Genomic DNA, 12474 nt, shown 5'->3' on the forward strand with positions numbered 1-12474 from the left:
CCCCTCTCGCAGGAAAGACATCCTGCGGTTCCGGATGTCACGCTGTTCGCAGCATCGCTTCGCACGGCCGCGATCAGTACGTCCGACACGCATCCGGACTTCTAAGGAATTGTCAACTGCGAGGCTTTTTCGCCCGATACCACAGCCCTCAGTCGAGCACGTGGGACGTGGCCCTGGCGTAGCGGGCGCGGATCTCCGGGACGGCCGGGGCGTCGTAGGTCTCGGTGTCCTCGGTTCGCCAGTCGGGGGTCGTGAGGAGGGCGGCGGCCTGGCGGGCGGCGCCGTCGGCGACGTACTCGCCGGGCGGCGGCACCGCGATCGGCACGCCGAAGACGGTCGGCGCGACGCGGCGTACGGCCTCCGAGCGCGCCGCGCCGCCGATCAGCAGCACCCGCTCCGGACGGGTGCCGAGCGCGTCGAGGGCGTCGGCGAGGCCGCACAACATGCCCTCGACGGCCGCGCGGGCCAGGTGGGCCGGGGTCGAGGTGGCCAGCGTGAGCCCGAGGATCGAGCCGGTCGCGGTGGGCCGGTTGGGGGTGCGCTCGCCCTCCAGGTACGGCACCAGCGTCAGCCCGCCGGCCCCCGCCGGGGCCCGGAGCGCGAGGTCGCTCAGCTCGTCGAGGCCGACCCCGGCCAGCCCGGCGGCCGCGTCGAGGACCCGGGCGGCGTTCAGCGTGCACACCAGCGGCAGGAAACGGCCGGTGGCGTCGGCGAACCCGGCGACCGCGCCGGTGGGGTCGGCGCTGGGCGTCTCCGCGACCGCGAACACCGTGCCGGACGTGCCGAGCGAGACCACGACGTCACCCGGCCCGGCCCCGACGCCGAGGGCGGCCGCCATGTTGTCGCCGGTGCCCGGCGCGAGCAGCGGCCCCGCAGACGCCGGGTCGCCCGCGCGGTCGGCGGGCCCCAGCACCCGGGGCAGCAGCGGGACGGCGCCGAAGGCCGCCTTGAGCAGGTCGGTGCGGTAGGCGCCGGTCGCCGGGGACCAGTAGCCGGTGCCCGAGGCGTCGCCCCGGTCGGTGGTGAGCAGGTCGAGCGGGGGCGGGGGCGCGTCGTGCCAGGCCGCGAGATCGAAACCGGCGCCGGAGCCGCCCGGACACGAGCCCTTGCCCGAACCGGAGCCGCCGCCCGGACCCGAGCCCTTGCCCGAACCGGAGCCCTTGCCCGAACCGGAGCCCCTGCCCGGACCGGAGCCGTTGGCCAGGGCGAGCGCGCCCGCCAGCCGCCAGGTCAGCCAGTCGTGCGGCAGGCAGACCGCCGCCGTGCGGCGGGCGTTGTCCGGCTCGTGCTCGGCCAGCCACCGCAGCTTGGCCACGGTGAACGCGGCGACGGGCACCGAACCGACCGCGTCGGCCCAGGCCCCAAGCCCGCCCAGCTCCGCCACCAGGTCGGCGGCGGCCCGGGCGGAGCGGGTGTCGTTCCACAGCAGGGCGTCGCGCACGACCTCGCCGGACTCGTCGAGGCAGACCATGCCGTGCTGCTGTCCGGCCACGCTGACGGCGGCGACGTCGGCGAGCCCGCCGGCCTCCTCGACGGCCCGCAGCAGCGCGGTCCACCAGTGGGAGGGGTGGATCTCGGTGCCGGCCGGATGGGCGGCGCGGCCCTGTCTGACCAGCGCGCCCGTCTCGGCCTCGCGAATGACGACCTTGCAGCTCTGCGTGGAGGAATCAACCCCAGCGACCAGCGTCACCCGAACTCCTTATGCGTGCTCCCGCGCGAGATGGTTGAGATGGTATCCCCGCTCGGGAGCGACGTTCAGGGGCAATTCGGATGATTCACAACCCCGAGGGGTCGCGGCCGACGCTGATCTCCTCCGCGATCTTGCGGATCTCCGTCACCTCGAGACCTGGAGCCTTGGGCAGGTGGCGCAGCAACGCCTCCATGACGACGGGCACGGGCTGGCCCGCCATCAGCCCGGCGATGCCGTGGACCGTCCGGAACAGTGCCTCTTCGGTGTCGTGCATCGGCAATCCCCTCGTTCGGCTACCGGGAGAGGCTACGGCCTGGCCACGACAGTTCGCTCGCTACCGCTCCAGCGTGTCCCGCACGGCCCGCGACCAGTCGTTCCCGCGCGTCCCGCACGGCCGGGCGTTCTACCGTTCCAGCGTGCCCCGCACGGCCGAGCAGATCGCGCCGAGCTCGCGGACCTGCTCGGGGGTGAGGACGTCGAACAGGCTCCTGCGCACCTCCTCCACGTGGCCGGGGGCGGCGGCGGTCAGCGTGGCGAACCCCTCGTCCGTCAGGACGGCGAGGTTGCCCCTGCCGTCGGCCGGGCAGCGCTCACGGCGCACCCAGCCGCGCTCCTCCAGGCGGGCGACGGCGTGCGACAGGCGGCTCTGGGAGCTCTGGGCCCTGGCGGCCAGCTCGCTCATGCGCATCGACCGGCCCGGCGCCTCCGACAAGGCCACCAGGATCATGTAGTACGTGTGCGGCATGCCCGCCTCGCGCTGGAGCTGCCGGTCCAGCGCCTCGTTGATGAGCTGGCCGGCGGCCAGGAAGTCACGCCAGGTCTGCTGCTCGTCCGGATCCAGCCATCGGGTCACCCTCTCATTTTAGTTGAACTCTCATATACTCTGACCCGGGAGAAACAGGTGAAAGGGGACGACCATGCCGGTCCACAGGCTCAACCACGCGGTCCTCTACGTCCGTGACGTGGAGCGCAGCGTGGCCTTCTACCGGGAGGCGCTCGGATTCGAGGTGGTCATGGGCATGCGCGGCGCCGCGTTCCTCCAGGCCCCCGGCTCCAGCAACGACCACGACCTCGGGCTGTTCGAGATCGGCGCGGGCGCCGGCCCCTCGCCCGCCGGACGCACCGCCGTCGGGCTCTACCACCTGGCGTGGGAGGTCGACACGCTCGACGAGCTGGAGCGCATCGCGGTCACCCTGGGCGAGCTCGGCTCCCTCGTCGGCGCCTCCGACCACGGGACGACCAAGGCGCTGTACGCCAAGGACCCCGACGGGCTGGAGTTCGAGGTCTCCTGGCTCGTGCCGGCCTCGCTGATCACGGACGAGACCCTGGCCGCCAGGTCCGCCATCCGCCCGCTCGACCTGGCCGCCGACAAGGAGCGGTACGGCGCTCAGACGCGGGGCGGGGTAGGGGTGTCGATCCCGGCCTGAAGGTACCGTGGCAGGTATCCGACCGATTTGTTCCGGAGAGGGTCATGCCAAACGATCCGGATCACGTCCTCGACGCCATCGACGGCGTCGTGGACGAATGGGAGACGCTGAGCGCGGACGCCATGCGCTGGGCGCCTCCCGAGCACAAGTCGCCCGACCTGCTGGACGAGGCGACGGAGATCCTCAGGCCGCTGGCCGAGGCGCTCTCCGAGGTGCTGCGGCCGCTCGGCGACTCCATCAACCGCGCGCTGGAACGGCTCACCGACGACGACTGACCAGCCCTGACCAGCCCTGACCAGCACCTGACCGGCCCTGACCGGCGCTGACCGGCCCGTTCTGGCGCGTAGCGGCTCGTGGCCGTCAGTCGGTTCTGCGGCGGCGGGTGCGGCGGGGGTAGGCCTTGGCCGTCTCGGCCAGCCGGGCCGAGTGCTCGGCCTGCCGGCGCCAGTGGCCGTACGCGTCGCCGCGCTGGGCCAGCCGGTCGAGCTGCCGCATGGTCGTGAGCGGGATGAACGCGGGCTCGGCGTCCCGCCAGGGCGTGCCGGGCAGCGGCATGAACGTGTGCGTGTGGATGCGGGCGCCCAGCTCGGCCAGGTCGCCGGCCAGCACGAGCGACTGGCGCTGGTCCTCCTCCGACTCCCCCGGCATGCCGAAGATGAAGTCGACGTTCGGCCTGAAGCCGTGCTCGACGGCGATCCGGACGGCGTCGCGCACGGGCGAGGTGCCGTGCCCGCGGCCCGAGGCGGCCAGCACCCGGTCGGACCCCGACTGGGCGCCGATGATCAGGTTGTCGTTGGCGACGTACCGCTTGAGCAGCCGCATGGCCTCGGGCGTGACGTGCTCAGGGCGCACCTCGGAGGGGAAGCTGCCGAAGAACACCCGGCCGTGCGGCGGCAGCTCCTCCTTGACCCCCGCCAGCAGTTCCTCCACCGCGCCGAGATCGGGGTCGGGGCCCGGCGAGCCGTAGGAGAGCGAGGTCGGCGTGATGAACCGCACGTCCCGCAGCCCCTGTTCGACCATGCCCCTGACGTGCTCGCGCACGCTGGCCACCGACCGGTGGCGGAACTGGCCACCGAACATGAACGGCGTCTGGCAGAACCGGCAGGTGTACCGGCACCCCCGGGTGATCTCGATCGGCCCCTTACGCCCCAGGAACGACGGGAACGCGTCGAGCGGGAGCTGCGGGGCCGGGCGTGTCCTGAGCGCGACGCCGTCGCCGTCCTTGACCGCGAGGCCGGGCACGGTCGTCAGCGGCTCGTCCCGCCGCAGCGCCTCGACCAGGGCGATGATCGTGGACTCGCCCTCGCCGATCGCGGCCAGGTCCCAGCCGGCGTCGATGACCTGCTGCGGCTCGGCGGTGGCGTGCACGCCGCCGGCGATGTGCAGCCCCCGGCCGTCGCTGAGCGACCTGACGGCGGCCAGCTCGGCGGCCATGGCCTCGGCGTCGGGCGAGTAGAACGACCAGAGCACGAGCACCCGGTCGGCCCGGCTCGCCGCGATGTGGGCCGCCGTCTCCTCCGGGGTGACGCCCAGCAGCTGCCGGTGCTCCACGCCCGAGGTCTCCAGGGCGGCGAGCACCGCGTGCACGCCGTACGTCACGGCCTTGCGGTAACGGACCACCACATCCACTGCCAGCGCCACGACCGGCAGCGTAGCTCAGGCGGAGGCCAGCCGCATGGGACGCAGCGCGCCGGTGAGCTTGGCCAGCTCGGCGAGCATGGCGTCGGCGGCGGCGATCATGACGTCGTTGGCCGCCACGCTGCCGTCCTCGGCGATGAACTGCTGGTAGAAGGGGATGTTGACGGCCTCGACCACGGGGATCATCTTCAGCGTGCTGACGACCTGGCGCAGGCCGTTCACCGCCCGGGTGCCGCCGGAGATCCCGCCGTAGCTGACGAACCCCGCCGCCTTGTGCTGCCACTCGTGGTGCAGGTAGTCCAAGGCGTTCTTCAGCACGGCCGTGAAGCTGTGGTTGTACTCGGGGGTCACGAACACGAAGGCGTCGCCCCGGTCGACGGTGGCGCTCCACTCCTTGGTGTGGGCGTTCACGTACTGCTTGAGCTTGGGGTGGTTCGGCTCGTCGAGGAACGGCAGGCCCACCTCGGCGAGGTCGACCAGCTCGACGTCGAAGTGGCCGGAGGCGACGGCCCGGCTCCTGAACCACTCGGCGACCTCGCGCCCGGCGCGGCCGGGACGGGTGCTGGCGACGATGATCTGCAGGACCGGCTTGTCCATGGGGTTCCTCCTCAGATAGTTGACACCTCAACATTATTGAGTAACTAAACATTTCTTAGCAAATGCTAGGATCATCCCCGTGAGCCCCCATTCCGTCTGCGTCCGGTTCCACGTCGCCCTCGAACTGATCGGCGCCCGGTGGTCGGGAGCCGTGATCCACATGATCTTCAAGGGCGCCCATCGTTACGCCGATCTCAAGGCGGCCATCCCCGGCATCAACGACACGATGCTGGCCCGCCGGCTGCGCGAGCTGGAGACGGCCGGGCTCGTCGAGCGGCGGGTGCTGGCCACGTCGCCGGTGCGGGTCGAATACCACCTGACGGAGATGGGCCAGGAGCTGCGCCCGGTGCTCGACGAACTGGTCACCTGGGCGCACAAGTGGATCACGCTGCCCGAGGAACCGGCCAGATCCGCCTAGCGCGTACGGGCGAGCGCGGGGAGGCGGGCCGGGGTTAGACTCCGGGCATGCACTGGCGACATTGATGAACCACCAGCGGCCGACGCGGCAGGAGCGCGCGCGGGCCTCCGAGGTGCCGAGCACCAGACGGAGTCCCTGTCCGCCCCTTCCGAGAGGGCCGCATGTTCGTCCCCAAGCTTTACGTCTACACGTTCCTCGGCGAGTTCGTCCTGCTCTACCCGGTGTACACGCTGCTGTTCACCGATTCCGGGCTCTCGGTGGCCGAGACGTCCTCGCTGTTCGTCATCTGGTCCGTGACCGGCATGGTGCTGGAGATCCCCTCCGGCGCCTGGGCCGACGCGGTGTCCCGCAGGCTGTTGTTGTTCCTGGGTCCGCTGCTGGCCGGCGCCGGCTTCGCGCTGTGGGTGCTGTTCCCGTCCTACTGGGCCTTCGCGCTGGGCTTCGTGTTGTGGGGGGCCGAGGGCGCGCTCGTCTCGGGCGCCTTCGAGGCGCTCGCGTACGAGGAGCTCGAACGCCGGGGCCTGCAGGGCCGGTACGCCGCCGTCATGGGCCGGGCGCACTCGATCGGCATCGCCGCCGCCGCGTCGGCGATCGCCCTCGCCACGCCCGTCTTCGCGGTCGGCGGCTATCCGGCGGTGGGGGTGGCCAGCGTGGCGGCCTGCCTGTTGTGCGCCGCCACCGCGCTGACCCTGCCCGAGCGGCGTCCTGCCCGAGCTACCTCCACTGATTCGGACGGGCGGTATCTCGCGGTTCTGCGGGCCGGTGTGACCGAGGCCCGTACCGATCGGAACGTGCTCGAAGCGATCGTCCTGATCTCCGTCGTGACGGCGATCTGGGGCGCGCTGGAGGAGTACGTGCCCTTCCTGGCCGCCGCGACCGGCGCACCCAGGACGGCCGTGCCGCTGCTCGTCCTGGCCGTCTGGGTCGGGGCGGCGGCGGGCGGCCTGCTGGCGGGGCCCGCCCGCCGCCTGAGCGAGCGGTCGTTCGCGCTGGTCCTGGCGCTGGCGGCGCTGGCCATGGCGGCGGGCGCGCTGGTTCCGCATCCGGCCGGGTTCCTGCTGGTCGCCAGCGCCTTCGGGGCGTTCCAGATGGCCGGCGTGGTGGCCGACACGCGGCTGCAGGAACGCGTCTCGGGCGATCAGCGGGCCACCGTGACGTCGGTGGCCGGCCTCGGGACGAACGTGGTCACCCTGGCCGTCTACACGGCCTACGGCGCGGGATCGCCGTTCCTGTCCCACGGCACGACGTTCGCCCTCCTGGTCCTGCCGTACGTGGTCATCGCCCTGTGGCTGGCCCGGGAGCGGGTCGCGCCGATGTGATCCTCTTCGACGCGAACGGGACGCGCTTGGGCAGCGGCGGCGGCTCCTCCCCCTCCTTCTCCGGAGCCGGCGCCCCGCCCCGGCGCGCCCGCCAGCGGGACGGGAACACCGAAGCGGTCAGCAGAATGCCACCGACCACCAACGACCAGGTATTCAGCAATGCCGTGTACGCGTCCAGATAATCGGTGGGAACCAGGTCGAATCCCATTCTCCGGTCGCCTCCCGTGGCGGCCCGCACGACCGTCGCCCCGGCCAGGGCGGTGAATGCCAGGCCGGGCAGCAGCGAGGCGACCGGAGAAATCCGGGAACCGGCCAGGACTCCGATGAGGAGCGCGGTTCCCGCCAGCGCCGCCGTCGCCGTCCAGTCGGGGACGGACTCGGGGACGGACGTGGTCGCGCGGGGTCCGTACAGAAGACCGGCCGCGATCAACGGGATCGCGGCCACCCCCAGCACGGCCCCGGCGAAATGACGAACACCATTACCCATAGAGAACACCTCCAGGCCCAATACGATACCGACATACCACCAGTTACAACTTTAGGACGAAAAATCTCCATTTGTGGCCGGTGGCCGGAAGGACGGGCATATCGCCTTAATAGGAAATGATTGGTATCTCCTCATTTGTCTGTCAGCCGTTACCGTGACAGAACCCCCCATCGAGGAGCGGCGGCATGTTTCGCTGTGCAGTGGCAGGCGTCACCCTCCTGGCCGCCTGCCTGGCCACCCCCGCCCACGCGGCGTCCGACCCCGTGATCGAGGCGCTCTCGCGCGACCTCGGCCTCTCGGAGCCCGCAGTGGTCACCCGGCTGGCGAACGAGCGGCATGCCGCCGCCCTGGAGGCCGAACTGGCCACCTCGCTGGGCGACTCCTACGGCGGGTCGTGGCTGACCGAGGACGCCTCCGCCCTCGTCGTCGCCACCACCGACCCCGATCGGACCGCCGCGATCTCGGCCCGGGGGGCGCGCCCCGTCGTCGTGCGGCACTCGCTGTCGGAGCTGGACGCCGTCGTGCGCCGCCTGGACCAGGCCGCCCGCCGCATCCGGACCGGCCCCGCCCTCTGGTACGCCGACGTCCGCGCGAACCGGGTCGTCCTCCAGGTCCCCTCCCCGTCCGGACCGGCCCCGGCCCTGGCCCTGGTGAGGGCGGCGCGCAGCGCGGCCGTCGTGGTGGCGCCGGCCGCCGAGCTGCCCCGCACGTACGCCGACATCATCGGCGGCGACCCCTTCTACATCGGCTCGATGCGCTGCACGATCGGCTTCTCGGTCACCAAGGGCAGCATGCCGGGCTTCGTCACCGCGGGACACTGCGGGCACACCGGCGACCCGGTCAAGTCGCCGGCCGGCACCGTCCAGGGCTCGTCCTTCCCGGGCAACGACTACGCGTGGGTCGCCACCCCGGGGTACACCGCGCAGCCGTACGTCCGCGGCCCAGGCGGGACGCTGGTGACGGTACGCGGCTCGGTCCAGGCGACGGTGGGCGCGTCCGTCTGCCGTGGGGGCCCGACCACCGGCTGGCACTGCGGCACCGTCCAGCAGCACAACGCCACCATCACCTACGCCCAGGGCACCGTGTACGGCCTGACCCGCACCAACGTGTGCGCCGAACCCGGCGACTCCGGCGGACCGTTCATCTCGGGCGGCCAGGCCCAGGGCGTGACCTCGGGCGGCTCCGGCAACTGCAGCACGGGCGGCACGACGTACTTCCAGCCGGTCAACGAGATCCTGAGCGCGTACGGCCTGACCCTCCGCACCGCCTGACCCCGCCCCGCCCTCTTCCAGGGCCACCCTGGACCTTCGGGAAACTCGTTCGCGCGCTCCCTCCGGGAAATCCGTTCGCGCGCTCTTTTCGGGAAATCCGTTCGCGCGCTCCCTTCGGGAAATTCGTTCGCGCGCCACCGATGAGTTCCCATGCCCGGCCCGGTCTGCCCTCCCGACAGCGGATCCCCTCCGCCGCACCGACCACCGGGAGGCACCGATGACGCGCCCCAACCTGAACAGCCTGCTCCTGGCCAGCACCGACCCGGCCCGGCTACGCGCCTGGTACGCCGCCGTGCTCGACCCCGAGTCCGACACCGACGTCACCCATTACGGCGTGCTGACGTTCGGCGACTTCCACCTGATCATCGACACCCGGGCCGACGTGGCGGACAAGAATCCCGAGCCCGGACGGGTGATACTCAACTTCGACGTCCCCGACGCGCGCGCGATCGTCGCCCGGATGGAGGAGGCGGGCGTGTCCTGGCTGGCCGAGCTCGAAGACCGCGAGGGCAGCCTGTTCGCCACGGCGATCGACCCCGACGGCAACTATGTCCAGATCATCCAGCTCAGCGAGGAACACCGGAAGGCGATGTGACGATGTTCGGCAAGACGAAGGCGTTCAGCGGATTCTCCGTCAACGATCTGGCCGCCGCGAAGGCGTTCTACGGCGACACCCTCGGGCTGGAGGTGTCGGAGTCGAACGGCCTGCTCACCCTGCACATCGCCGGCGGCACCGACATCCTGGTCTACCCCAAACCCGACCACGTCCCCGCAACCTTCACCATCCTCAACTTCCCGGTCGACGACATCGAGCAGGCCGTCGACGCCCTGGCGGCCCGCGGCGTGCACTTCCAGCGCTACGACCACCTGAAGACCGACGAAAAGGGCATCTTCCGCGGCGGCGGCCCCCTGATCGCCTGGTTCACCGACCCGTCAGGAAACGTCCTCTCAGTCCTCCAGGACTGACGCCCGGAAGCCAGGCCGCGATCCTCCAGGACTGACGCCTAGAAGCCGGGCCGCGGTTCGGCGCCGCAGGAACACCTTCCCCCCCTGCGGCGCCCGCCCCACCCCGGACCGTCCCATCCCACGGCCCCGGCATGACTCACGTTTCCGCAGGCAGACCGCCTCTCGCGTGTCCCACCCTGTCCCACGGACGATGCGCACGACCTCGCCTCCGTGTTCGGATAAGCCCCGTCAGCACGCACCGCTCACCACGTACTGACGAAGGCACGAAGCACCGGCGAGTCCCCCGCGAATCCGATCAGAAAAGGCAGTGACCGGACATGAGCCACCACGTCAGCGAGAACGTCCTCAGCATCACGGACATCGAGCAGCAGCAGCCCAAGGCCCGCAGAATGAGGTTCACCCTCAACGGCGCACTCTGGTCACTCCAGGCGTTGTGGGGCTTCTTCTTCGCCGGCAGCGGCTTCGGCAAGGTGCTGCTGTACGACGACGCCCTGTTCGCGACAGCGCCCCGAGCTGTGGCCTGGTACGCGGCGGTGCCGCAGTCCCTGATCGTCTTCATCGGTATCGTCGAGGTGCTCGGCGGCATCGGCCTTATCCTGCCGGCGATGACGAAGGTCAAGCCGATGCTGACGCCGCTCGCCGCCGCCGGCCTGACGCTGACGATGATCCTCGCGGCCGGTTTCCACATCCTGCGCGGCGAGTACGAACTGGTTCCCGCCAACATCCTCCTGGGTGCCGTCGCGGCCTTCGTCACGGCCGGACGATGGAAGCTGCGCCCCATCTCCCCCGCACCCGTCACCACCCGAGGCGTACTCGGCGCGCTCGCCGTCCTGGTCGCCCTGGCCGTGCTGACGTTCGCTCCCACCTGGTACACGATGACGAACGTCCAGTTCTGATCACTGCGCCGGCAGGCGGAGGGCGCCGGGCGCGAAACCGCTGGGAACAAGACGCCGTGGGCTCGAACCCGGCACCGGCAGAGACTAGATGCAGATCCAGCAATAGATCATCTGCTCTTCCTCTTGCGCCCGTTGAGCAAGACCTCGCAGCCCGGTAAGAATCTCCAGCAGGTATCCAGCGCCCGGTGGCACGTAGGCGAACTCCTCGATCTGCTCCCATCGCTCGACGAGTTCGTCCACCCTGCTGTCCGGGATGCCGGCCAGCGTGTCGCGCACATCCGCAGAGAGCTCTTCGATTCCCGGCCCCTCTTTGTAAGGAGAGTCGTCGGGCAGAGCCTCCCACTCCTCCATCGTCGCCGGAGCGCCCTCGGGCGGCGGATAGACGGTGACCGGCCGCACCAGGTCCAAGCTGTACGGAACGTCTCTGGCAAGGGCTATCAGCTGGCCGAGAATCACGTAGGGGTCGATCCACTTGGCCTCCACGGCGTCGAACGTGGCCACCCCCGGGATGGGCTTCTCGACTGCACGTGGGTCATCAGGATTCTCCGCAGCGGCCTGCCTGTTCGCCGCCCGGTAATAGTCGTAGAAGACCCCCATGCGTCCCTCTCGTTCGATCGCCCGGCTTCCATGTTCGCGACAGATTAGGGGATCGTACGTATGTGCGAAAGACGCCTGGACTGCCAGCAGCTGCGCCGGCACCGATGTGCCGCCTCCGAAGGCGTATTCACTTGGGGCAATCGCGACCTGGAGATCACACCGCAGGCAGGCGATCATCACGCTCATGACTTCGTGCCGAAGGGGCCATACCGCGTAGGCGCCCTTCAGCGGTTCGCACCCGAAAATTCATATGCGTAACCCACAGACCTTCGATTCATCTTGGACGCGGCCGCATCTCTACAGCCTCGTACTCCCCATCGACAGAAGCTTCCTCGTCCGAACGTCGCCAGCCCCCCGCCCGCATCCCCTGATTGGCCATGGCGGCGGCAGCGGCACCGCCCAACCGCGTGACGGCATGCATCCAAGCCTTGGCGGTGGGCTCGTTCAATCGAGGCATGCATTAGTCAGCAATGGCGACGCTGCCGAGCCGGCGATCCCAGAGACAGCCGCGCAGAGATGAAAAGTCCCTCCCCTGAAGATGGGGGAAGGGTCATTGATTTGGCGACGGATCGGGGATGCAACCCCGGATGGTGCTGCCACCAAATCGCATCAGCAGCTCGGTCCCAGGCCGTCTCATATGGGCCGATGCGGCTGGACGGCCTTGGCGGAACAGAACGGTACGGCGCAAAACTGCAACCCATAGCGATCAAATGACGGCGCCTACGAGGCGGCGGCCATGACCATATGATCATCTCGTGTCCGATCTCTCGCTCCCTGAAATTGTCGGCTTCGTTGTCCCCGGACTGTTCATCTGCGGCCTCGCCTTGTGGACGGTGGGCATGATCCGAGTCTTCAGACAGCGCCGCATACTCCGATACACGGACCGGTTCAGAGCCGAGGAGCTCACCGGACGCGTCCGTCAGCTCAAGATCCGCGGGGATGAGGAACAAGCAGTCCGGCTTGCTCAAGTCGAATTCGGTATGCCGGTGAACCTGGCTCGCTCCTGGGTCAGGTCCATCTGAGGTAGATGACTGTTGATCAGCGGTCGGATGTACGTCATCTTGGCGCGCTGCATGACGGATTCCGCTGATGTACTGCTCGCAAAGACGCACGCCGATCTTGCTTCACCAGAGCAGACGCAGCTCAACGTATGGGCAGCATCGCCACC

The 12474-nt window shown here is 70.1% G+C and carries 16 protein-coding genes; 9 read left to right on the forward strand and 7 right to left on the reverse strand.

What is annotated here, in order from left to right; translation table 11 throughout:
• Positions 1 to 148: 148 nt before the first annotated feature.
• The 3 genes from AB0J76_RS03295 to AB0J76_RS03305 form a co-directional block, all read right to left on the reverse strand.
• On the reverse strand, positions 149 to 1690 hold the full coding sequence (locus tag AB0J76_RS03295) for an FGGY family carbohydrate kinase (RefSeq protein ID WP_352318069.1): 1542 nt from the start codon (positions 1688 to 1690) through the stop codon (positions 149 to 151).
• Positions 1691 to 1775: 85 nt separating this feature from the next.
• Entirely contained in the window at positions 1776 to 1964 is a 189-nt protein-coding gene (locus tag AB0J76_RS03300; RefSeq protein WP_352318071.1) for a hypothetical protein, read from the reverse strand.
• 129 nt (positions 1965 to 2093) lie between these two features.
• Complete coding sequence (locus AB0J76_RS03305; protein ID WP_352318073.1) at positions 2094 to 2543, reverse strand: MarR family transcriptional regulator; 450 nt, start codon at positions 2541 to 2543, stop codon at positions 2094 to 2096.
• 64 nt (positions 2544 to 2607) lie between these two features.
• Between AB0J76_RS03305 and AB0J76_RS03310 the strand changes: the two genes are divergently transcribed.
• Both AB0J76_RS03310 and AB0J76_RS03315 read left to right on the forward strand, forming a co-directional pair.
• Positions 2608 to 3117 (forward strand): VOC family protein, encoded by a 510-nt coding sequence (locus AB0J76_RS03310; RefSeq protein WP_352318075.1) that lies wholly within the window; start codon positions 2608 to 2610, stop codon positions 3115 to 3117.
• Between the two features lie 44 nt (positions 3118 to 3161).
• Entirely contained in the window at positions 3162 to 3392 is a 231-nt protein-coding gene (locus tag AB0J76_RS03315) for a hypothetical protein (protein WP_352318077.1), read from the forward strand.
• Between the two features lie 85 nt (positions 3393 to 3477).
• On the opposite strand, the gene AB0J76_RS03320 is transcribed toward AB0J76_RS03315, so the two are convergent.
• Together AB0J76_RS03320 and AB0J76_RS03325 are read right to left on the reverse strand one after the other, a co-directional pair.
• Positions 3478 to 4758 carry a TIGR04013 family B12-binding domain/radical SAM domain-containing protein gene (locus AB0J76_RS03320; RefSeq protein WP_352318079.1) on the reverse strand — a complete coding sequence of 427 codons (1281 nt, stop codon included), beginning with the start codon at positions 4756 to 4758 and terminating at the stop codon, positions 3478 to 3480.
• A 15-nt stretch (positions 4759 to 4773) separates the two neighbouring features.
• The gene (locus AB0J76_RS03325) at positions 4774 to 5352 is read right to left on the reverse strand and encodes an NAD(P)H-dependent oxidoreductase (protein WP_352318081.1); all 579 of its coding nucleotides are present in this window, start codon (positions 5350 to 5352) and stop codon (positions 4774 to 4776) included.
• 79 nt (positions 5353 to 5431) lie between these two features.
• Between AB0J76_RS03325 and AB0J76_RS03330 the strand changes: the two genes are divergently transcribed.
• Both AB0J76_RS03330 and AB0J76_RS03335 read left to right on the forward strand, forming a co-directional pair.
• Positions 5432 to 5770, forward strand: coding sequence for a helix-turn-helix domain-containing protein (locus tag AB0J76_RS03330; protein ID WP_352318083.1), 339 nt, complete (start codon positions 5432 to 5434; stop codon positions 5768 to 5770).
• A gap of 161 nt (positions 5771 to 5931) precedes the next feature.
• Positions 5932 to 7089 (forward strand): MFS transporter, encoded by a 1158-nt coding sequence (locus AB0J76_RS03335; protein WP_352318085.1) that lies wholly within the window; start codon positions 5932 to 5934, stop codon positions 7087 to 7089.
• Here the strand turns inward: AB0J76_RS03335 and AB0J76_RS03340 are convergent.
• Positions 7046 to 7576 (reverse strand): hypothetical protein, encoded by a 531-nt coding sequence (locus AB0J76_RS03340; protein ID WP_352318087.1) that lies wholly within the window; start codon positions 7574 to 7576, stop codon positions 7046 to 7048. The two genes, AB0J76_RS03335 and AB0J76_RS03340, sit on opposite strands and share 44 nt — an antisense overlap.
• A 185-nt stretch (positions 7577 to 7761) precedes the next feature.
• On the opposite strand from AB0J76_RS03340, the gene AB0J76_RS03345 reads away from it, so the two are divergent.
• From AB0J76_RS03345 to AB0J76_RS03360, 4 genes are all read left to right on the forward strand, one after another.
• Positions 7762 to 8847, forward strand: a complete 1086-nt coding sequence (locus AB0J76_RS03345) for a S1 family peptidase (protein WP_352318089.1) — start codon at positions 7762 to 7764, stop codon at positions 8845 to 8847.
• A 217-nt stretch (positions 8848 to 9064) separates the two neighbouring features.
• A complete protein-coding gene (locus AB0J76_RS03350; RefSeq protein ID WP_352318091.1) occupies positions 9065 to 9442 on the forward strand; it encodes a VOC family protein in 378 nt (125 codons plus the stop codon).
• Between the two features lie 2 nt (positions 9443 to 9444).
• A complete protein-coding gene (locus tag AB0J76_RS03355) occupies positions 9445 to 9813 on the forward strand; it encodes a VOC family protein (protein WP_352318092.1) in 369 nt (122 codons plus the stop codon).
• Positions 9814 to 10130: 317 nt separating this feature from the next.
• Positions 10131 to 10709 carry a DoxX family protein gene (locus tag AB0J76_RS03360; RefSeq protein WP_352318094.1) on the forward strand — a complete coding sequence of 193 codons (579 nt, stop codon included), beginning with the start codon at positions 10131 to 10133 and terminating at the stop codon, positions 10707 to 10709.
• 84 nt (positions 10710 to 10793) lie between these two features.
• Here AB0J76_RS03360 and AB0J76_RS03365 read toward each other — a convergent pair whose 3' ends face one another.
• A complete protein-coding gene (locus tag AB0J76_RS03365; protein ID WP_352318096.1) occupies positions 10794 to 11492 on the reverse strand; it encodes a hypothetical protein in 699 nt (232 codons plus the stop codon).
• Between the two features lie 569 nt (positions 11493 to 12061).
• Here AB0J76_RS03365 and AB0J76_RS03370 point away from each other — a divergent pair.
• Positions 12062 to 12328 carry a hypothetical protein gene (locus AB0J76_RS03370; RefSeq protein WP_352318098.1) on the forward strand — a complete coding sequence of 89 codons (267 nt, stop codon included), beginning with the start codon at positions 12062 to 12064 and terminating at the stop codon, positions 12326 to 12328.
• Positions 12329 to 12474: the final 146 nt, after the last annotated feature.

The sequence above is a fragment of the Nonomuraea sp. NPDC049624 genome (assembly GCF_040675255.1).
Classification (GTDB): Bacteria; Actinomycetota; Actinomycetes; order Streptosporangiales; family Streptosporangiaceae; genus Nonomuraea.

What these genes read in the sequence shown, in the direction of transcription:
- AB0J76_RS03335 (WP_352318085.1), top strand. Translation starts at nt 5,932, where the DNA reads ATGTTCGTCCCCAAGCTTTACGTCTACACGTTCCTCGGCGAGTTCGTC.
- AB0J76_RS03350 (WP_352318091.1), top strand. Translation starts at nt 9,065, where the DNA reads ATGACGCGCCCCAACCTGAACAGCCTGCTCCTGGCCAGCACCGACCCG.
- AB0J76_RS03365 (WP_352318096.1), bottom strand. Translation starts at nt 11,492, where the DNA reads ATGAGCGTGATGATCGCCTGCCTGCGGTGTGATCTCCAGGTCGCGATT.
- AB0J76_RS03310 (WP_352318075.1), top strand. Translation starts at nt 2,608, where the DNA reads ATGCCGGTCCACAGGCTCAACCACGCGGTCCTCTACGTCCGTGACGTG.
- AB0J76_RS03300 (WP_352318071.1), bottom strand. Translation starts at nt 1,964, where the DNA reads ATGCACGACACCGAAGAGGCACTGTTCCGGACGGTCCACGGCATCGCC.
- AB0J76_RS03345 (WP_352318089.1), top strand. Translation starts at nt 7,762, where the DNA reads ATGTTTCGCTGTGCAGTGGCAGGCGTCACCCTCCTGGCCGCCTGCCTG.
- AB0J76_RS03355 (WP_352318092.1), top strand. Translation starts at nt 9,445, where the DNA reads ATGTTCGGCAAGACGAAGGCGTTCAGCGGATTCTCCGTCAACGATCTG.
- AB0J76_RS03325 (WP_352318081.1), bottom strand. Translation starts at nt 5,352, where the DNA reads ATGGACAAGCCGGTCCTGCAGATCATCGTCGCCAGCACCCGTCCCGGC.
- AB0J76_RS03340 (WP_352318087.1), bottom strand. Translation starts at nt 7,576, where the DNA reads ATGGGTAATGGTGTTCGTCATTTCGCCGGGGCCGTGCTGGGGGTGGCC.
- AB0J76_RS03360 (WP_352318094.1), top strand. Translation starts at nt 10,131, where the DNA reads ATGAGCCACCACGTCAGCGAGAACGTCCTCAGCATCACGGACATCGAG.
- AB0J76_RS03315 (WP_352318077.1), top strand. Translation starts at nt 3,162, where the DNA reads ATGCCAAACGATCCGGATCACGTCCTCGACGCCATCGACGGCGTCGTG.